General features: G+C 33.8%; 25 protein-coding genes and 3 pseudogenes. 21 read left to right on the top strand and 7 right to left on the bottom strand.

All coding sequences use genetic code 11. From position 1 onward, the window contains the following. Positions 1 to 486: 486 nt before the first annotated feature. From RQ359_RS01260 to RQ359_RS01220, 9 genes and pseudogenes are all read left to right on the top strand, one after another. Positions 487 to 654: a hypothetical protein gene (locus RQ359_RS01260; protein ID WP_054838000.1), complete on the top strand. Its 168-nt coding sequence runs from the start codon at positions 487 to 489 to the stop codon at positions 652 to 654. 2 nt (positions 655 to 656) lie between these two features. Beyond that, on the top strand, positions 657 to 1088 hold the full coding sequence (locus tag RQ359_RS01255) for a conjugal transfer protein (protein WP_156016263.1): 432 nt from the start codon (positions 657 to 659) through the stop codon (positions 1086 to 1088). A gap of 347 nt (positions 1089 to 1435) precedes the next feature. Then, a complete protein-coding gene (locus RQ359_RS01250) occupies positions 1436 to 1807 on the top strand; it encodes a hypothetical protein (protein WP_054837999.1) in 372 nt (123 codons plus the stop codon). A gap of 77 nt (positions 1808 to 1884) precedes the next feature. After that, on the top strand, positions 1885 to 2463 hold the full coding sequence (locus RQ359_RS01245) for a hypothetical protein (RefSeq protein ID WP_156017852.1): 579 nt from the start codon (positions 1885 to 1887) through the stop codon (positions 2461 to 2463). A gap of 391 nt (positions 2464 to 2854) precedes the next feature. Next, positions 2855 to 3301, top strand: a pseudogene (locus RQ359_RS01240) (winged helix-turn-helix domain-containing protein); the annotation flags it as partial. 9 nt (positions 3302 to 3310) lie between these two features. Further along, positions 3311 to 3497, top strand: a pseudogene (locus RQ359_RS01235) (IS1 family transposase); the annotation flags it as partial. Positions 3498 to 3661: 164 nt separating this feature from the next. After that, positions 3662 to 4498 (top strand): hypothetical protein, encoded by an 837-nt coding sequence (locus RQ359_RS01230; protein WP_156016264.1) that lies wholly within the window; start codon positions 3662 to 3664, stop codon positions 4496 to 4498. A gap of 2 nt (positions 4499 to 4500) precedes the next feature. Then, positions 4501 to 5235, top strand: coding sequence for a 7-cyano-7-deazaguanine synthase (locus RQ359_RS01225; RefSeq protein ID WP_156016265.1), 735 nt, complete (start codon positions 4501 to 4503; stop codon positions 5233 to 5235). A gap of 6 nt (positions 5236 to 5241) precedes the next feature. After that, positions 5242 to 6315: a hypothetical protein gene (locus RQ359_RS01220; RefSeq protein WP_156016266.1), complete on the top strand. Its 1074-nt coding sequence runs from the start codon at positions 5242 to 5244 to the stop codon at positions 6313 to 6315. 242 nt (positions 6316 to 6557) lie between these two features. Here RQ359_RS01220 and RQ359_RS01215 read toward each other — a convergent pair. The 4 genes and pseudogenes from RQ359_RS01215 to RQ359_RS01200 form a co-directional block, all read right to left on the bottom strand. Continuing rightward, positions 6558 to 7252, bottom strand: a pseudogene (locus tag RQ359_RS01215) (helix-turn-helix domain-containing protein). Positions 7253 to 7670: 418 nt separating this feature from the next. Next, positions 7671 to 8192 (bottom strand): PaREP1 family protein, encoded by a 522-nt coding sequence (locus RQ359_RS01210; RefSeq protein WP_338116945.1) that lies wholly within the window; start codon positions 8190 to 8192, stop codon positions 7671 to 7673. A 349-nt stretch (positions 8193 to 8541) separates the two neighbouring features. Continuing rightward, the gene (locus RQ359_RS01205; protein WP_156016267.1) at positions 8542 to 8682 is read right to left on the bottom strand and encodes a hypothetical protein; all 141 of its coding nucleotides are present in this window, start codon (positions 8680 to 8682) and stop codon (positions 8542 to 8544) included. 175 nt (positions 8683 to 8857) lie between these two features. Further along, positions 8858 to 9181, bottom strand: coding sequence for a hypothetical protein (locus RQ359_RS01200; protein WP_156016268.1), 324 nt, complete (start codon positions 9179 to 9181; stop codon positions 8858 to 8860). A gap of 180 nt (positions 9182 to 9361) precedes the next feature. On the opposite strand from RQ359_RS01200, the gene RQ359_RS01195 reads away from it, so the two are divergent. The 7 genes from RQ359_RS01195 (at position 9362) to RQ359_RS01165 (ending at position 11804) form a co-directional block, all read left to right on the top strand. Beyond that, positions 9362 to 9541 carry a hypothetical protein gene (locus RQ359_RS01195; protein WP_156016269.1) on the top strand — a complete coding sequence of 60 codons (180 nt, stop codon included), beginning with the start codon at positions 9362 to 9364 and terminating at the stop codon, positions 9539 to 9541. Positions 9542 to 9627: 86 nt separating this feature from the next. Next, positions 9628 to 9942, top strand: a complete 315-nt coding sequence (locus RQ359_RS01190; RefSeq protein ID WP_156016270.1) for a hypothetical protein — start codon at positions 9628 to 9630, stop codon at positions 9940 to 9942. Between the two features lie 63 nt (positions 9943 to 10005). Beyond that, positions 10006 to 10374: a helix-turn-helix domain-containing protein gene (locus RQ359_RS01185; RefSeq protein WP_156016271.1), complete on the top strand. Its 369-nt coding sequence runs from the start codon at positions 10006 to 10008 to the stop codon at positions 10372 to 10374. 62 nt (positions 10375 to 10436) lie between these two features. Beyond that, positions 10437 to 10919 carry a hypothetical protein gene (locus RQ359_RS01180; protein WP_157042931.1) on the top strand — a complete coding sequence of 161 codons (483 nt, stop codon included), beginning with the start codon at positions 10437 to 10439 and terminating at the stop codon, positions 10917 to 10919. A 414-nt stretch (positions 10920 to 11333) separates the two neighbouring features. Beyond that, entirely contained in the window at positions 11334 to 11474 is a 141-nt protein-coding gene (locus RQ359_RS01175; RefSeq protein WP_240899970.1) for a hypothetical protein, read from the top strand. Next, a complete protein-coding gene (locus tag RQ359_RS01170) occupies positions 11471 to 11635 on the top strand; it encodes a hypothetical protein (protein ID WP_240899972.1) in 165 nt (54 codons plus the stop codon). Before RQ359_RS01175 ends, RQ359_RS01170 begins: the two co-directional genes overlap by 4 nt. A 10-nt stretch (positions 11636 to 11645) precedes the next feature. Next, positions 11646 to 11804, top strand: coding sequence for a hypothetical protein (locus RQ359_RS01165; RefSeq protein WP_156016272.1), 159 nt, complete (start codon positions 11646 to 11648; stop codon positions 11802 to 11804). Between the two features lie 75 nt (positions 11805 to 11879). Here RQ359_RS01165 and RQ359_RS01160 read toward each other — a convergent pair whose 3' ends face one another. Further along, positions 11880 to 12920, bottom strand: a complete 1041-nt coding sequence (locus tag RQ359_RS01160) for a glycosyltransferase (protein WP_156016273.1) — start codon at positions 12918 to 12920, stop codon at positions 11880 to 11882. A gap of 72 nt (positions 12921 to 12992) precedes the next feature. Then, entirely contained in the window at positions 12993 to 13919 is a 927-nt protein-coding gene (locus RQ359_RS01155) for a glycosyltransferase (protein ID WP_054838058.1), read from the bottom strand. A gap of 396 nt (positions 13920 to 14315) precedes the next feature. On the opposite strand from RQ359_RS01155, the gene RQ359_RS01150 reads away from it, so the two are divergent. From RQ359_RS01150 to RQ359_RS01130, 5 genes are all read left to right on the top strand, one after another. Further along, positions 14316 to 15953: a hypothetical protein gene (locus RQ359_RS01150; protein WP_156016274.1), complete on the top strand. Its 1638-nt coding sequence runs from the start codon at positions 14316 to 14318 to the stop codon at positions 15951 to 15953. Further along, a complete protein-coding gene (locus RQ359_RS01145; protein ID WP_054837991.1) occupies positions 15950 to 16474 on the top strand; it encodes a hypothetical protein in 525 nt (174 codons plus the stop codon). The genes RQ359_RS01150 and RQ359_RS01145 overlap by 4 nt, the downstream gene beginning before the upstream one ends. A gap of 460 nt (positions 16475 to 16934) precedes the next feature. Continuing rightward, positions 16935 to 17459: a glycosyltransferase family 2 protein gene (locus tag RQ359_RS01140; RefSeq protein ID WP_240899974.1), complete on the top strand. Its 525-nt coding sequence runs from the start codon at positions 16935 to 16937 to the stop codon at positions 17457 to 17459. 192 nt (positions 17460 to 17651) lie between these two features. Next, positions 17652 to 18134, top strand: coding sequence for a glycosyltransferase family 2 protein (locus tag RQ359_RS01135; protein WP_240899975.1), 483 nt, complete (start codon positions 17652 to 17654; stop codon positions 18132 to 18134). Positions 18135 to 18259: 125 nt separating this feature from the next. Next, positions 18260 to 19153: an FkbM family methyltransferase gene (locus tag RQ359_RS01130; protein WP_054837990.1), complete on the top strand. Its 894-nt coding sequence runs from the start codon at positions 18260 to 18262 to the stop codon at positions 19151 to 19153. A gap of 65 nt (positions 19154 to 19218) precedes the next feature. On the opposite strand, the gene RQ359_RS01125 is transcribed toward RQ359_RS01130, so the two are convergent. Further along, a complete protein-coding gene (locus RQ359_RS01125) occupies positions 19219 to 20175 on the bottom strand; it encodes a glycosyltransferase family 2 protein (protein ID WP_083476916.1) in 957 nt (318 codons plus the stop codon). Positions 20176 to 20200 lie beyond the last annotated feature (25 nt).

The following is a 20200-nucleotide window of genomic DNA, read 5'->3' as shown; positions in this document are numbered from 1 at the left end:
CGTTAAATTAATAGGCTTGATTTAACACCTTTGTGTTGAAGGGTTAATTTTCATTCTAATATTATAATTTAGATTAATTATTAGATGAAAGAATCTACATCATATGAGACGTTAAACCCTTATACACCTCAGTTACTTTGTCATTCTCCTCTATTCTAGTGTATAAATCTTGAACTTCTTGCCATAATATTTTATTTATAACAAAATATTATTCCCTTTTTGATTTTTGAAAACGTTATTAAAAATAGATTTTTGTCATATTCGAGCTTTTTAGACCAAACAACCAATATGCATTAACTTTTGCAGCTGGTATTGTTATTATTGTCTCCTAACACTTATTTTTCTCCTCTTTTTCTGAGTGAAGAGACATTCTAAGCTTTTAAATGCTAAAGAACCAAGCGCACTAACATCTCTAGTTCAAAAATTCGTTAATAGAGCATAGCAGACAAAGTTATAGTCCCGCAATTTCATATTTAATTTGAGAGTATGATTACTCCCATCAGGGTTATGAGGAAATATTACGCAATAGATCATAATAGGAGAATTGTTGCCGAAGCTGATTCAGAAGAGGAGATTGATAGGATTATGGAGGAGAAGGGTTACAAGAAAGGGACTTACGATATTTTAGTTTCCATCAAGTATATAGAGAGTTGATAATGCCTCGTGAGATAGAGGTACCTTTTGTTAAGGTTAATGATACGTATTTACCTTTACTTAAAGTGGAAATGGAGTGTCCAAAACTAGGTAGTGATTATTTAATTTACGCCCTTCCAGATAGTGGAAGTAGGTTTTCTGTCATTAGAAATGATACGTTCTTAAGGTGCTTTGACGAATCCTCATTAAAAAGCCGTTTAGTTGATAAAGTTATTATTTCCAATCTGCTCACTCCAAAAGAGAGGTATAACATAAAATTTCGCTTCGTAGAATTTAATGAGATGTTACAGATACCCGTGACATCTTTAGACTTCGTAAACTTAGGTGAGGGTATATATCCAAGCCTAATTTTAGGTAGGGAAGATTTCTTTTCAAGAACGATGATATGCTTCGACAGAAACATTAGACTAATTATTAAGGCTAACGATCTTTAACTAAATATTTACAAATTTTCTTTAAATGCACAAAGAGTTATATACACCATCTTCTTACGTGTAAATTTTGTCTTTATACTCAACACTAATTAATTTTTTATTGATGCAACTACGGTGTTTTACATAGCTTTATCCTCTTTAACCCTCTTATTCATATCTTGGGTATCTGTTAAGGCTGTTAGTATCTATATGCTGATTTAAGGAATTCTTCTGTTGCATCCAGTTCTAAAAGACAATTGTACACTCTTTCAAACTATAACCTAGTTAAGTTAGAAGCAAAACAAGTGATGAACAATGTTAAGATATTCCATTATAGTTAACTTTTTTTTAAAGATCTCAATTTCTTTATGCCTCAGAGTTTAAAGCCTAAGAGCATTAAATTGTTGCATTATGAAGAGAAGAAAGATGATAAGCGAGTTTTTAGACAAGGAGTTACATTAATAGAATATGAGGATGCTCCATCAAAGATAATTCAGTGGAGTCAGTTAATAGAGGGTGATCCTTTCGGTGAGCACGAGATAACTTATAGGATAAATTACGGTTCCGAAAGTATACTTAGAAGTTTTAAAGTGAAGTACATAGGAAAGGAAGGGGACAAGCATAGGGTTTTAATTAAGGAAGGAGTGTCTGGGTGTGGAACCAAGACTAAGAGGATAGAGAATAAGGAAGTGTTAACACCAGATAAACTATACCAACCTTACCCTTTGCAACAAATGTGAAAAAGGTGGATTTTGTTGCTAATTTTGTTTAAAAAAAGATAAAGGTAAAGGTGATAAATACTTAGATCGTGATTACTATGGTGAGTAAGAAGGAAAAGCATGAAACAAGGAAGGTTATCTTTGGTCCTACTAAAGAGATATCAACTTTAAAATATTACTTACTTGTCATACTTACGGGATTACCAGCAGTTATAGTATCAATTTTAGTCGATGATATTACTCATAACTTTTTGCTAAGCTCTTTAATATTTGTGGCAGTAGGTGCGACATCGGCAACTTACCTTCACAGATATCTTATGAGGCGTGGGATAAGACCTCCTGGAATAAGGAGAAAAGAAGCTAAAACTAAGTACATACTTTCTCCAGAGAGCGGGCAACCTATTGATGAAAAATTGATTAAGAGGTATGAGAGAGCGTTAAAGTTTTCAGATAAGGAGTCAGAAAATTATGTGGCACAGTTAGCTATGCTCGGCATGATGTATTTGCAAAACGCTGTAGCTTATAATAACAAAGACCTCTACTTGAGGGCTAAGGAGTATCTGGCAAGGGCTGAGGAGGCTATGGAAGGGAAGAGTGTGAGCTTTGAGACTAAAATGTTGGTTGATAATTTGAGAAGTAAGATTGAGACTTACAAGTACCGCTTTGGAGAAAGATAAAAGCTTAAACATATACGATTGTATTAATTATTGTTGTCAAATCTTACTCTTTTGGTAGTTATTCTTATCGAGAAAACTATCCGAAATTATTAGCAAATTTAGTTAAAGGTGCCGCCGCGGGGATTTGAACCCCGGACAACCAGATGTTCAAAACGTTAAATAAACCCCTAAAATTTAACGCGGTTTGTTAAAGGCATAACGTTATACATTATTATATTATTATAATGAATATCTGACTTCTTCATCTACTGCGCATAAGCCGTTAAACCGTTAAACTCCCCCAGTTAACACATTTCAAAGCTCATCTCTATATTTAAGACAATACTCTCATCTTATACTTTGTCAGACCTCAAAGGGCAAGATTAATGTTTCATGAGTAATACTAAATTGTATGCCGAAATCTAGTATGCACGGTATAAGTCTCAACAAGAAACAAGAGGAAGAGAGGAGAATTAGTGTATAAAAGACGTGAAGAACGGTATGAGAATAAAGGAGGTGGTCAAGAAGTATGATGTCTCCGTCTTTACGTGTGCAAACAGTTGAGAAAAGATGACTTGAGCGCTAAGCCGAGGAAGGGATCCACAAAACTGAAGAAAGAGAAAAAGCTCGCCCAAATCTTAGAAAAGAGCCCAAGAGATTTCGGCTTGAACTACGACTTTTGAACCTTGAATCTCATAGCCTATACACTTGAGAAGGAATTTGGAATAAAATACAACCCGAGGAGTTTAAGCCCAATCCTCAAGAAGTTGGGCTTCAAATATAAGAAAGGAAAAAGGACTTACGTGAGAGACGAGAGGACAGTAGAAGATGGGTGAAGGAACAAGGGGAGAAGCTTTTTTAACTTGTCTGGTTGAAAGGTAACTTAGTTGTCTCACCCGTTAATCCTAACTAACCGCTACACTATTCATTGAGGGACATTCTCGTACATCTTAGGAAGGCTACTAAGGCGGTAAATAGGGGGCATTAGTACCATGACGTATTACATAGTCATAGTCTTGTGGGAGAGAATGTTAATTCCAGAATTTGTAGGTTAATGAGGACACTACCTCCAGACTGTTGTAACTTCGGCAAAAATATATTATTACACGGAGTAAGATCGGGAAAAAACTTAATATAATAGATATGTTCCATATATATATCTCTATATTCTAAATACAGTATCTTTTTAAACATATATGAAATATTCTACACAGAAAAAATGGAAATCAGTTCTAAAGTTGAATATATAACAGAGAAAAACTTAATATACAAAACAAAGTTCAATTTTTCTAATATCGAAATAAAAATTGAAAATAGTGAGTTAGACGATAAACAATTCAAAGATTTTCTAAAATCGTATTATAACTTTTATGAAAGTTCCAAGATAGATACCATTTTTATTATTGAAGTTAATTTAAATGATGAAACTTATAGAGGACTTGGCATTGGTTCATATGATACAAAGACTAATATCTCGTCTCTCTATTTCGAGTGGGAATCATTAACTAAATATGAAGTGCAAGCTGCTAGTGGCGACTCCATAATTTGCTGGAGTTACTCTACTTATTCAAAAGCGTATAAAGGTGCTGTTAACATAAGTTCTGTCGCGGGAACATTAGAAGGTTTTCCATTAGAAGCAAATGTTACATATTTAACCCTAAATGACGAGGGTGAGATAGTATTCCAAGGATATCAGAAAGGTATAGTTAAGACTATTAACGGGATACGAGTTGGTAAAGTTAAATTAGTTGGGTTTATTGATGAAAAATTCCGGTTAAATACTTCGCCAGGTTATGCAGTGTATCTTACACAGAAAAACGACAATATAATATCTGGAGTTTATAATCAGATACAAGTAGACCCCATGGATAGAATGTATTATGAGGCAGCCATTAGAGAATACAAAATATATAGTGGCAGAAAATTACCATTTGATGAGGTTATGATATTTAAATATAAAGATCCTAATTTCAATCAGATAAAGAATAGTAAAAGAATAGATTCAATGTCACATATAGCATATTATATGCCGGCAAAAGACCCTTACGGGAAATAATCATGGTTGAGGAAGCTATTATTCAACTTACTGGAGGAATAGATTCCACAGTGTTAGCGTATTATCTTGAAGATAAATATGTGTTGCATGGAACTTTCATACATTACGGTTATCCTCCCCAAATAAGAGAATTAGAGTTAGTCAAAGAATTGTCTAAAAAGCTCGATATTCCTTTACATATCATTGATTTTTCCTCTTATATTAAGTCTTTCGATCTCCCTCCAATAGATTCTATACAATACATAATTAAGTACCAGTTTGTGATAGAAATCCTAGCATCTTTTTCAGCTTATCCGAATCTAAATACTATGTTTGTGGGCTGGCTTAAGGATGAGTGGAATAATAGAATGAGTCTCTTGAAGGATATTGAATCTCTTATGGGTTTTAAGGTTATAGCACCTTTTCGCACAATGGTAAAAAGCGAAGTTATTAAATTGGGTTATGAATTAGGCATAGATTTCACAAAAACTCATAGTTGCATTGTATCTGGAAAAATGCACTGCGGCATATGTATGGCGTGTAGATCTAGAAGAAGAGCTTTCGAAGAGGCAAAAGTTAAAGATCCTACAATCTACTACTATAATTTACATCCTGCTGAGATAGATAAGTTATCAAGAGAACTAAGTCTGGAAGAGTTAGTAGAGAGGTATTTTAGGCCATTCTTGCAGTATACTGGAGAATATCCTAAAGACTTCGTGGATAACTTAGTCAACATTTTGAAAAAATATAATGGATGAATCTAAATGAAGAATTATTACTTAGCATATAAGTCAATTATCTCATTTTTCATAGGTTTCATGAGTTTTGCGTTCCTAGCTTTAATGAAAATATCAGGCTTAAATGACTTCCAAATAGGGTTAATATTAAGTACTATATCAATATCTCAGTTTATCACATACATTATTTTGGTGTCTTTCTCGACAAAGAGGAATCTCTTGGTCTCAGCCGCATTAGAACTTCTTATACTAATAATCTTAATTATCCAAAGGTCCTCCCTTACTTTCACCCTCTCTGCAATTTTTATGGGTATCTCCAACTCTATAAATTCCTCAGTTATAATACTTCAAAAAGGATTTACGAGAAAGGATTATTCAATAATGATGACCTTAACTTATGCCCTTAGCTTGGCAGGATTAGGAATATTCTACTTAAGTAGAATAATAGGGATAAACACTCTCCTAATATTATTTATTCCTCTATTGTTTACAAACCTAGTATTATCATCAATGCTTAGATATGAAGAGAATAAAGAGAGTTTATCGGAACTCTACTCTTGGTTAAAAAACGTCGGGAAGTTGGTTATATTCTTTGGCTTCTTTGCAAGTTTAAGAAGAGTTGCAATCACAAGTTATATACCTTTAATTCTGCTTACAGTATTTTATGCATATACCCCGCAGGAAATAAGTTTATACCTCATGATAATTCAAGTTCCTCTAATTATTTTCTATTATGTAGCTCACAAAATAAGGGAGACAGTTTTCATAACATTATCTATAGCAGAATTAATTCTCTTCTTATCACTTTCTATATTTTACCGAGAATCGATATTTCTTTTCTTATCCCTAATATTCTTAGCCAATATGTCCTCATCTTTAAGGGCACCAGTCGTTGAAGAAACAGTAGTCAAATTGTTAAATTTTAGCACAAAAATTTCTTCATTTTATCACTTGATGGATACTATCTTCTCAGCGTTAGCCTCAATCTTATTTGCATTTATCGTAAAACTGGATTTGTTTTATGGAATTTTTATAATAGCAGGGTTATCTTCAATCTTGCCATCTTTGTTTGTATACAAGGTTATAGTAGAAAGGAAATAGTAAATAATTATAGTAAATAATAGTGTTTAATAATATCTTGAATTACTTATTGAGTCAGTGCGAGCATAGTGCAGTCATTAAGTTATGTATATTTTGTATAACCAGTATTATTTATGAGCAGAAGGCTTGCAATTAGACAAGACCTAGCATGTCCTTCATGTAGTAGGGGCTCTTTTGAGGAGAAAAAAGATCCAAGCGGAATTTATTGCTTTAAATTTTCCCAGCTGACTGGTCACTCATATTTAACCTTTTTGCATAAAGCTTATATATATGTTCCAAATCGATTGGACAAGGGCTATGGAGTACATCATGGTGCGAATGCTCATATTTACTGCCTTCTTTGCTCTCTTGAATCCAATTAGCCTATCCCTTAATGAGGAATGATAGGACTCATTCGGGTTAACTGGCGAGACAACCGTGTGGTCTTTCAACCAGAAGTACAAGTTATAATCATCGCTCACCCATCTACCCTCGTCAAGCAAATACTTTTTGACCTCAAGGAAAGTACTCTCATCCCTATCCCCCACAGAGTAAATGAGGTAAACTCCCAGCTTCGTGTAAACGTAGCAAGTGAAAAGCCCTAGTATTCTTGTACAAGTAAGTCCACACCTTATCAACAACCTTAGCAACAACACCACCCTTGACCAGCTCCTTAGCCTTACCCCACAACTCAACTTCTGCCCACCATACCGCTTAATCCAAGAACACAGTACCCAAGGGGACGTTCAAAACCCTAGAAATGGCTCTCATACTCATACCGTTAGCATACAACCTCAAAGCCTCCTCCCTCAACTTCTTGGAATGATGGTAAGTAGCGTCACCCAAGAAGTATCTACCACAATCCCTACACACTGCCTACCCAACCACACTTAACAACATGATGACTACCACAAGAGGGACAAGAAACGTCTTACCTAACTACAGCCTTCCTACCCATAAGTAATACTCGTTATACAAATATAAATAGCTTAACGACGACACTCTCACCACACTCGATTAAATAATGGAAAATTTTACGTTAGAAAAAGGGCAGTTCATCTATTATGCTAACAGAGAAATATTTCCTGAGTTCCTAATTAGATTAAATAAACTATTATTAGATAAAAATAATGTATGATTTTCTTAAGATGGTACATGTGTAAAAACGCTTGCGGAATAATCACCACAGTTGAAGGAAAAGTATAGTGTTTACCAGTGGCGTAACTTTTCCTCACTTTTAATTACTTCTAATTCCGCCACGGGCACACCTATATAAACATAACTTGTCAAAACGATATTTAGAAGCGATTAAAAATAATCAATGAGTTACGTGTAAATGTTAACTCTAAAGCCCAAACCCTATGGCTATGGCGATATTAATCTTTAGACACATTTACCAGATTTTCCAATTCTTTTTTCAATTCTTCATTCCAAAAATCATTAAAATATTTCTTGGCATTGTCGATGACAAACTGTACTACGTTTTTTATATCCTTTTCAACCTCTTCCTTATCTTTATAGTTAACTAAATTGGGATCAAAACCGTTATATGAAAAAGAATGTAAAGATAGAGCTATTCTTACTACTAAACTTACGTTATAGCCTAATTTTTCAAGATCATATGAAACTCCTATAAGACCTGTTGTTGGGGCAGAATAACCTATTCTCTCATACCACTCTTTTTCCTTTTCAGGCTTATTCTGAATTATTTTATCAAAATCCTTTACAATTAATGCACTTATAAATGCCTTTATGGAAATAAAAGCTTTAGACGACGCGTTAATTAAAAGTCCTCTTTTCAACATTTCTAATGCTAACCTACTTTCGACTAAACTTTCCATAACTTTCATGTGGATATAAGATTTGGGATTTCCCTTGTAATCTAATACCTCGTACACAATATTATTATTCTGATTCTCCTAATAATACGTTTTATTGACAATTTATGATCAGTGACTTTTAGTTATTTTTGCCTAGATATTTAAAACAAGTAAAAGATAAAATAAAACTTCACGGATTATTAAAACGAAGATTCTAAGCTACAATGATTTCTACGCTGTTTGCTCTTTAACTATTTTATGCCTTAAAGCTAAAATTCTCTTTAATGCTTCAGACTTAACCTTTTTCCAATTATCTACATCAGCGGATATTCTTAACGATATTATAACGTGTTCTTTATCGCTTTGCTCACTTAAATACGGTCCTTCCTCTATTTCAAAACCTTTTAATGCCTCCTTAATTTCTTCCTCAATTGTATTCAGGCTTCATGCCTACAAGTTCAAGGTTTAGCAGTTTCTTTAATCTATCATTTACGCTGGCAAAACTAACGCTAGATAGAAAGTTATTTATGAAATCGACAGATATTGGATTAGGAATAGAGAACGCCACAAATCTATAGTTAGGTAACCTCCATATCTGGAGTTATATCTTGTATGCTAAGTACAGAATTTTGAGCCATATCTATTCTTAAAATCCTATTACCTTATCATCTTTAGTCAACTTAAATCCGTTAGGTAAAGCTAGATCTGAAGAGGCTGAATAGGACGCACCTTGAATAAATCATCTAAAGAAGCATAATCCTAAATTCATTTAATGAAATATCCATGCCCCCTTTAGCTAAGAAATAATGCCATAAGGTGTCCATCCTTAAAGTAGAGGCCAAAGTAAAGGTAGATCTCACGTTATACACGTTTGGTGAAATTATTGATAGCGCTACCGTTAATGCTTCAAGGAAAGTAGTTTTAAATGATCCATTGCAACCCACAATTACGTTAATTTTCCGAGGGTGTAAAGTTGGGATCCCTCCTTTTTCGTGGTCTATTACGCTAAATCCTCTAAGTTGGCGTACTGTTATGCTCTCAACGGTCTTCCTTTTTAGTTCTTCCATATATTTCATCTGCGTTAAAGGTAAAATATACCTATCTATAACCTAATAAACGACTTCGAGCAAGCTTATGTTTAGCCGATCATAAAGCTTCTTTCTCTACCTTTGTAATTCTGCTTTATGTAACATACCGTAAATTAGCCAACAATCTTATTTACTCAGTTCTTTTTAGAAATTTTTATATTGACGGAACTTTGTGTAGTAAAATGCGATGAAAATGAAGTTAAAAAGAAATCTAAGGAAATAGTTGAAGGTCTTAAGGAAATATATGATAATTTTAATGATTCACTCATAAAAGAGATTAGAGTTGAAGAATCGGTATTTGGGATAAGGGTTCTTACGACTATAATTCAAAGATATTAACATTATATTGTATTAATTGTATAATATGCGTTGAAACTATTGTCCATGAAATAATTCATTCGAATAGCTATAAGCAGGCGAGAGATATGTATTTTGAAGGTTTAACCGAATTTCTTACATTGTATTATCTAAAGAAGAGAATTAGAGCATGCCTAGATCATAGATTTATTGATGAAATTTGTCGAATTAATAAGGAATACGAAATTTATGCTACATTTTGGGGTAATCTAGCTTTGATTATAGGAATAAAAGAATTATGGAGATATTATTCTAAAGGATGCAGTCATAATAATATAGATAATTTGTTAAAAAATGATATTTACAAAGCCTCTCTTGAGTTAGCAAAGAGATATAGTATTAAGTTAATGGATCTAATTGACGTACTAGAGAAACTAGAATAGAACGCGATACTTTGCTGGAGTCTATTAGTAAAGCTTTTATTAGTATGTATAGTATAGCTATACATGAGTTTTGGTTTTTATTATGCTGGAATAATTACCAAGGCTGACGCTATAAGGATTATTGACTTATTAAATAAAAAGGGTCTTTCTAAGTCGGAGATAGCAAGCAGGATAGGAATAACTAGGGGTTCTATTTATCAATGGATTTGGGATATGGTTAAAGATATAGATTATGAAAATAAAGTGAAGCTCCTAGATTTATTTTATGAAGTGGATAAATTCGAAGCCATAAATTTTATAGAAGGAATACTAAAGGAACATCTAAAAATTCTAGAAAAGGAAAAAGAGATAAATTTTAAGCCAACGATAAAAGTGGAAAAAATACTAGTTCCTGCTTCAACTACGGTTCAATTGGGAGTTGTGGATCATTGATTATAAAAAGCATAAGAATTCTGTTTAAGTTTTCCTATCCTTATACTTTAGACTTAAGGGACATGATTAGAATCCTCAAAGACTTAAGCTACGTTATCTCCGATAATTTACCATTAACTCCTCCGGGGTCTATGATATTAGGAAGTGTAACTGCATTAAAAGATGATTTAATAGTAGAATTCAATAACATTACCGGTACTATAAGTTTCTTTATTCAGTCCCTAGATAAAATAGACTTAGTTGAGGAAGACTTACGCAGGATCATTGGTAATTTAAACTTGGGCAAGATAGATTACATAGAATTATCATTAGAAATGATATTTAATGGAAAATTAAATTTAAATTTAAATATGCTAGGAGGAGAAGTTGTGGGTCTGGAGGTATCGTCAGAGAAGAAGAACGTTAGAATTAACTCTTACATGGCAATGGCTAATTCCTATTCTGTGTTAATTACCTATAAGCTAAACGAAATTAAAGAACTAGACAAAGTCACTGAAGAAATAAATAGAGATATTCAAGAACTTGAGAATAAAGGATTAAGATAACTACGTCTACTCTTCCTAACGAGATAGTTTATCATACCTAAAGTAAGATCAATTACTGCATTACTTCTTGCCCAAGTCTCGCAAATGACCCGATTGAGCTCTAAAAGAACTGTTACATTAAATCTCTTAGGTGCTATACTCAAACTTCTCTGGTCTACCCTCAATTCTAAAACTCGTAAATACTACACGGCTTACCGTATGCGACGTCATTATAACTTAAAGAGTATAGAACTATTCCCCAGATTTAGTTCTGGAGTATACTCCAAAACTCTTCCGATTAACTTATGGAGTATACTCCAAAAGTTTAAAAATGCAAAAAACCCTATTATGCGTGAACGTTGAGGAAATAAAAAGCATTATAAAGGAACAAAGAGAAGATGCAGAAAACTTAATGAGTAGGCAATACCCAGAGATATGCCTAAAGAGGAGTTGCTAACAAACTTATCAATCCTAAACGTCCTAGCAATATTAGGGGTTAGGAGGAGCGGGAAATCTACTCTATCACTCCTAAAGACAAAAACTTCGCTTATGTCGATTTTGATGATGAGAGGTTGAGAAATTTAAAATCTGACGATCTGCATATAGTTGAACAAGCAATTTACGAACTTTACGGTAACGTGGATTACAAAAAATTGGGATTAAGGGGGCGTAAAGCCTCACCCCTTCCAGGGGCAGGGATGGATAGCCCCCTTATATTTAAATATGAGTTCTTCTAAATTTCTCTTAGTGACTCTAGCTGCGCTCCTCCAGCTTAATGGGACTGAGAGAGGAGCAGATATCATCTCACTTAAGGGACTAGACGTAATGGATAAAAGCGCAAGTGGGCTCTCCGGCTATCCCTACTGCTCACCAAATGGAGTCCAGAATGGATGGTGGAAACGATGATGACGTAACCCTCACCCTTCCAGAGTGGTGAGTAGTCAGATAAATACACACTTATATACTCGTGAAGGCCACAGATCACTTGCTCTCCTTTTTCCACATCAAGAATTCACCCCTCAAAGCCTTAAATTGTGCCATTATTAGAAAGAACTGATTAGGTACCCAGGCTTTCACTAACTCCCTGGTCTGAGGTATAACTAACGCGATTAATAGTACTAATAGTAAGAAGAGGAAAAGCTTCGGCAAATAAATTGCCGTCAGAACTACACCGAGTACTAAAAACCATGGGTTTATTAAGTGCAGGTAAAACTCCTCGAGAAAAATTGCCTTATATTTCCTGTTCTTACTCCTCATCACTTTAGGCAAAAAGCGTATAAAGTGCCTTACCAAGTGTAACCCCCTTCTAGTCTTCCAACTAAAGTAGTCTAACCCCTTTGGCGAGTACTCAAATGCTCTTACTTTAGTGCATATGGCTCTATATCCCTTTAAAGCGATGAGCGTAGCTATGCTGCTATCATCAGCACCGGCATTAGGAATTTCGTCTGCTGAAAGCAAGCTCTTCCTGAAAGCCGTTAGCTCACCGTGGAAAATCGGAGTGGAGTAAACAGCAGACTCAGACAGCCTAATCACATTATAAAAGTTCCTATAAGCGTTTTCAGTCCCTCTATTACTCCTCTTAATACAGCTAACAGCACCGATCTCGCCCTTCAAGTACTTTATAGCATCTATTAAAGGATCATCCCACAAAGCGTCAGCGTCGGTTATTACTACTATATCATTACTAGCATTCCTTATTCCCTCTTTTACTGCGAATATTTTACCTCTCCTCTCCTTCTCCTTGACTATTTTTATCGGAATGCCGAGTGATTTGGCTACCTCTGTAGTGTTGTCCGTGGAGGAGTCAACGAGTATAATTTCGGCGTACTCCAGAGGGTAACTCTTCATAACGTTTAACAACTTGTCCCTGATTTTATCTCCCTCGTTATATGTAGGGATTATTATGCTTACGGGTTTGTAGCCTTCGGCTTCAACTTCCGCTATTCTCTTATCTTTTATGGCAAAGAAATAAGCTAAGGGTTCCGAGAAGTGGAGTGTTAAAAGCTCTAAGCCTAAGAGCATTAGGAAAATAGCATGGTTTTTATTAATAAGCTTTCATTTCAATGAATACAGCTAAATTACAACCTTTAACGTCTAGGATTTTTGAGGTGACACGTAACCTATAAAGAACCCTATTAAAGACATGTAGATCAGGAAGGGGGCTAATAGCGTGTACTTAGACCACTTATATTGTTTACACGTCTCTAAATTTACTTTTATATAGAGCATAACATAAAATAGCAGTATTAAAGCCAAGAATAACAGTATTTTATCAGTTACAATTAATATCACTGGTAACGCAAATGAAATTAAGAGAGTAAGTAATCTCGTCATAGAATCCTTAACTATCCACTTCTCGCTAGTAAAAGCCTTATAAGCCTTGGCACCTTTAGCGGCCTCGACGTTCTGCTTTATGTAAGACCTCAAAGAGTTTCTGTGGTAGTGATAAATATAGTCAGAATAGTTGACGTAAAAAGTATAGCCAGCCTTCTTTAACCTATGTAACAACTCATCTTCCTGCAAATAGTTCATTTTCTCGTTAAAACCACCTACTTTAAGTACCGCATCACGTCTGTAAACAGCACCGTTAGCAGTAGTAAATCCCTTACACAAGAAAGTATCTATCGCCTTTTGCATTATCGTAGAGTCAAGGGGCGAGTACACCTTAGTGAAAACAACTGCTACCTTGTCGTCGGCTTCCATAACCTTAACCGCGTCGCTTATCCAACCTGGCGTAGCTATAGTAGCATCGCTGTCAAGAAACGCAACGTACTTACCCTTGCTCTCCAAAACACCTCGGTTGTAAGCAACTCCCCTACCTCTCCTTTCCTCAATTACAATTCTTAAGTTGTAAACATTTTTGTACTCTTTAACAATATCCAAAGTACCGTCGTCCGATTTACCGTCAACTACTATTAATTCAACGTTAGGGTAATTCAAAAGCTTGATAGACTCTAAAGTCTTTCTAATAGTCTTAGCTGAATTTAAGGTGGGAATCACTATACTGACCAGAGGTTCCATGAAAGGTGTCCTCATTTGCTTTTAAAAAGCCTTTTCTCAAATCGACTTAGACCTTCTGTACTGTTTTTGGAATAGTAAAGGGTAACTATTTATCCGGCCTTTAAAAATCTTCCATAATTATGAACTGTAAATGTACTATAAGGTTTATAAAATTTAATCTTTTGTTATCATCTATCTAAAAGTCATTATAATAGAGCTTAAGACAACTGTTCGTCGTGTACTTCGCTAAAATCTTTGTAGGTTTAGTTATACCTAGCATCACGAGTGTTCTTATATAACTTGACATATGCAATCAACCCATTTTTTCTTTCATCTAAGTAATATTCATTTATTGAATATTTGTACCAAAATAAAGGCACTATAAATACTTTTAAGTAAATTTTCATAAATATTATTATGGATTTAGTAAAGCTTATTGGGGCTATTATTGCTGTAGCCTTTTTCTTGGCTTATATTATAGTAACTGACGTTCCGGCAAATATAAATACATATGTAAATCAACCTAAGCAAATAGCTAATAAAATAAATTGTATAATACCTAAAAATTTTTCTATTTCCTCGTTTAACATAGATCTCCAAAATCTCACTCAGTTAGCCAATGAGTATAAACAAGTTTCCGGCAAGTTAAGTATTGAAGTTCCCTCTTTTTATCATAATTTAACGGGAAATTTGAAAATAAATATGCCTAAAATTCCTAAGCGGATCACTGGAAAGCTATTCGTAAATCTTAGTTCTATAAACATTAGAGGAGTTTATTTAAATATTTACAATGATTTCAATCAGAGTATAATAATAGAAAATATTACAGGAAAGTACCTACTTCTTTCCTCTGAGCAATATTTTACCCCAATGGAGGAGAGAATGATATTTATCAATATAACGAACTTTACGGGGTTCTATGAGCTTTATAGCAAAGGAGAAGAAAACGTCACTTTCCACATAAACGTTGATGGAATAAATTTTAGTAGTTACACGATTTTATCTAAAAACTCAAATATCTCTCTATCTGTACCAAATTATCAAGGTGGAACAGTAAGTGTGAATATTACCAATACTTTCCCATACTGCATAATTATTAACAATATAACTGGAAAATATTTGTACTTAGAAAAGAATATTACCATAGGAAGTAATGCTACTTCTACTGCAGTATTTTACGTTAGTAATTTTACTGGGTTTTATAATTTATATAATCAAAGTAAGGAAATGGTTAATATTAGTGTAGAAGTTGATGGAATAAAAATAAGCAAGGAAGAATTATTAGGCAAGAATTTCAACATTTCATTACCTAATACTCTTGGAGGAATCGTAAATATTAAAGTATATAATCCATTTAATTTCACTATCATGTTATATAAAGCTTATGGAGAGTATTTCCAACTAGAAAGTGCATATGCTTTGAAGCCTGGTTACTCGTATTTGCCTTTTAATGTAACTAATTTCTATTTATTATATAATAATATAAAAGATAAGGCAGAAAATATAACTATATTAGTTGGAATAGGAAATATTAATATTACTAAAACTTTTCCTTTGTGTAGTTCTATAAACTTAACGTATTACGAAAGTGGAGAAGTATCCATAACTGTTAGCAATCCTCTGGACACTACTCTTATAATCTATAATATTACCGGCAAATATTTATATTTATTAAATAAAACTGAAATTAAACCTTTCAGCTACGGGATTTTAAGAATTTATGTAACTAATTTCACCGGCATTCCTAACGAGAAAATAACGCTCCTTGCCAACGTTTATGGAGAAAATATAAGCGAAAGCTTCGAAGTAAGCAACTCATTATCTATATCCATAAATCAAGTAGATGTTCCAGTTCACAATCCTTTCAACGAAACTATTATCATATATAACATAACCGGCAAATATTTATATTTAACTAAGATTTATACAATTCCTCCTGGGTGTACACAATTATTGGAAATCAAAATAATAAACGAAAGTGAAGTGTTCAACGAAAATATTACTATAAAAGCTCAGATAAGCCAAACAAATATTACATACGTGATGGGACTATGATAAAGTATCCCTTCACGTTAATTTACCTAATTTCTAGCCTAATTATAATCGTACTACCTTTTTACTGGTGGACTTATAATTTTGGCGGACTTGTAGTAATAGAGACTTCCCCATTCCAAATGTCCATATATTTCCTAGGAACGTTTCTTAAGATTTCATACGTAATAAGTGCAGCTCTGGAAGCTTTTAGAATATTTTTAATAATAGTAATAAGTAGAGATATTTACTTATTTTTAAAAGGAAAAATAGTAAGAAACAGAATTTTACTGATGTTAACGATCTCATATTTAGTATATCCTTTCATAATATATATAGTGATAACATATTTAATGTCATCGCACGGAATATACTCTAACTATTCGTTTTTAGAAATTGGTGAGGAATTAGTGAGCGTAAAATATGAGAACGCTAACTTACTATTAACCTTTACCTTCTATCCTCAGATCATATATTGGATTGCGTTAGCAATAAGTTTTCTATTTATTCCATCGTATTTAGAAACTAGAAAGCTTAAAAAATGAGCTTCTCTTCTTCTTTTTAATTTTTATTGATTTATGTAATTTTAAGAGCCATATTAGTGTGTTAGCTTCTTGTATCTAGGTTAGCTAATAGCTGCTTAGATAGAACAACTGCTTCCCTTTTTAGTTCCTAACTTCTCTTCTTACTAGATAGCCTAAATAATCGGTAAGAGAAACACCTCCTAGGACAAAACCTCACTCTTTAAGCTTATCACGGTCTTCATACTAAAAACATTTTATAATATAAAAACTAACTGTATTAGACTATTTAAAGAGATAAATACCATGATTTATCTTAATTCATGCATCCTAGTAAAAACCAACGTTATTATCGTACCGTATTTTTAATCTTGGAAGGGACGATCAGCCTTTTGTAACGCTTTCGGCAACATTTGTACAATTCTGGAGTCTTTTAAACCTCAAGAAAAAGGCTTATAAATTTATTTCAAAAATTACTACCAGAATGGGTTTAGAAGAAGTAGTGACGTTCTTAATACCCACGCTTAACGAGAGGGATGGAATTGGACTAATAATTGACGAAATAAAGTCCTTAGGCTTTAATAAAATAATAGTGGTAGACGGAAACTCAACTGACGGGACTGCAGAAATAGCAAAAAAGAAAGGAGCTAAAGTGATCTACCAACAAGGGAAGGGAAAAGCTTCGGCCATGATGACCGGATTAAAACACGTAGATACACCTTATGTGGCAGTAATTGACGGAGACTACACTTACAATCCTGCCGATGTGTTCAAGGCGTTAAAAATGATGGAGGATTACGATGAAGTAATTGTTGTGAGAGGGAATAGGAAAAACATACCTTTAATTAATCGCTTCGGTAACTGGGTTATAACTAAAATGTTCAACATACTTTTCGGGACCAGATTGAAAGACGTTCTTTCCGGTTTTTACGTCTTGAGGACTAATGAAGTTAAAGGAGTTAACTTTGAAGCCAAAGGTTTCTCCATCGAAGTCGCTTATTTAACGTAGGGCTTATATCACTTCTCCTATCCGTGCTAGCCCTTTATTTGAAGAGAATGGAGTACAGGCTAAATGAGAAAATAGAAGGTTTGAAGAGGGATGTGTAAACTAGCAGTTCTAATACTTCCTATAACAGATCGGAGTTATTCAAAAAGACGCTGAATAGGGCAGTATACCCCGACTTCTTCTTAAATCTCCCAATTGCAGGACCCGTTAAGTAAAGCTTTAGGTTACATCTTTTTAGACGTTAAGCACGGCCCTAGATTTGCAGAGTTTGTCCCAGCTTTCTTCATGATAAAGGGTGAGGCTGTGAAAGATGTTAGATATGATGAATTCTACGACAGTACTAACGGGTTTAGAGAGGAAAGCGACTTTCAGCAGGGGGTTAAAAAGGCTGGATATAAACTAGTCTTTAACCCATATTTTTACGTTTACCACATACCTATTGAGGAAGGAGGAGATAGAGGGGTATCTTTATCGAGACGAATTTTCGGTAAGTCTAGGGCTAATACTTATTTTTCTTTTAAGTGGTACTCTAGACCTAGAGCTATATGGTACGTTTTAGTATCGTCAATTATCCTTATATTATATTCACCTAATAGTGCTTTAGAAGTAATGAGAGGGATTAAGGATGGTATTAAGGAATATCGATTAAGGCTTACCAGACAAGGGAAGTTTCAGTAACTCATAACAACAATGTTTTAATAACGGGAAAAGAAATTAAGATTGTGTATTTAACTAGGAAAATCAAAGTATTCCTAAAGAGCAGATAGATTATAGACAACTGGTTATCATCAGCATTAGAATATATGAAAGGGAATGAGGAAATTAAGATCAAAGTAGCAGGTAAAAAGTTCGTAGTAAGTAGGTGGTTTTATTCGGATATTGTAAATATGTTTTATGATAAAGAAATTGAAGGTTTAAGTATAAAAGATGGAAGAATTGTAATAAAAACAAAAGCACAAGAAGTTAAAGTCGATAATAAGATTTTACACGAAGGATTTAGACCTTTATACTCTCTTATAAAAAGAGGATGGAAATATGAGGACGGCATAATAGTGAAAAGCGATGGTTCTGTAAAATTTAAACATATAAGTTATTCCGTTTTGGAAGTCTTTGAGGAAAATGTATATGGAAATACAAATGTTTCAAATAAAGAGGTTATTGACATAGGTGCTAATGTAGGTGACTCATCGGTCTATTTTGCATTGAAAGGAGCTAAAAAAGTGATAGGAGTTGAGCCTTTACCTAACGTGTACACTCAAGCTATAGAGAATGTCAAGCTTAATCACTTAGAGGATAAAGTATTTTTAATAAATGCTGCTATAGGCTCTAAGCGTGGAAAGCTTAAAGTACCTTGTAATATGTCAACGCCTATCTCAATCGGTTTTTCTACTTTAAAGTCTAATGGAGATTGTGAGGTTCCTATAGTAACCTTATCTGAGGTTATGAAACAGCTTACTGAGCCATATCTTCTCAAAATGGATTGCGAAGGTTGTGAGTTTGACGTAATATTGAACGACTATGAGCACGTTAGGATGTTTGAGAAATTAATTATTGAACACCACGCAAAGTTTACTGGTATTGAGTATACAAAATTAGTAGATAAATTATCTAAAGACTTCCACTGTGAATTAACTTCTGCAGTACCCTCGTACTCCAAAGAGGAAGTGGGATTGCTATGGTGCGATAAAATTAAATAAAATCTTAGAGTGTTTAAATAAAGAATAATCTTATGAACATGATATTAATATTTTTATATTTTTGATCAGTGTTTTACTATTAAACCTTTTTTGATTAATTCTTCTTCGTTAATGAAAATTTCATTCTTCCTCTTTCTGTAAATTTCTGGTAATTTGGATATAACCCAAAGTAATGCCTTAACCCTAGCTTTAAATAAATAAGTCTTCCTCCTCTTAACTAAGTCCATTAGCATTGAACCGAAGAAGTAGAAGAGAACTTTAGGCATTTTCCTTAGCAAATACCTCCTACTGAAGTTCTTTAAGAGGAAATAAAGCCTCCTACTCTCAAGAAAATACGTTAGCCTTATTTCCCTACTTCTCAAATCTTTAGGTAACGCTCCGTGCTCATGATGAATTATATAGGTAGGCAATAACTTTACTTTATATCCTCTTTTTATAGCCCTAAAGCATATATCAGTATCGTCATACTCGTAAAAGTAATTTGGATCAAAACCTTTAAGCTCATCAAGAAGTTTTTTACTGATTAGCATAGCCGAGCCTTTAGCATAAAGAATATCGGTAACATCCATACATTGATTTTCTGCCGGTTCTCCTTTCCTAAGTTCCCTTGGATAGCCTAGTTCATCAATAAGTCCTCCACAGCTATCTATCAAACCGCTAGGATAAACCAATTTTAACTGAAAAACAGTATTATAATTCTCTTTATTTAATATAGTGGACAACAAGAATAATGTCCTTGGAGGTAATGTTACATCGTGATCTAAAAAGAGAATGAATTCTCCGCTTGCTTTATCAATTGCAGCATTTTTACTGTTTGCGACACCTAAACTTTCCTTATACTTGTAGTACTTTATTGATAAAAGATTCATATACTTTTTAATTATCTCTTCAGTCTTATCCTTAGAACCGTTATCTATTATGATTATTTCATAATCGTCATGGAAGTCTTGAGCTTTAATGCTTTCTAATAACTCGCCAATTGTATCCTCAGCATTGGAAGTAGGAATAACAATAGACAGCACATTAACATATTAGTTAAATAATAAT

The sequence above is a fragment of the Sulfuracidifex metallicus DSM 6482 = JCM 9184 genome (assembly GCA_032834875.1).
GTDB classification, from domain to species: Archaea; Thermoproteota; Thermoprotei_A; order Sulfolobales; family Sulfolobaceae; genus Sulfuracidifex; species Sulfuracidifex metallicus.
The sequence above is the reverse complement of the archived record's forward strand: the minus strand, read 5'-3'. Positions and strand labels throughout refer to the sequence as shown.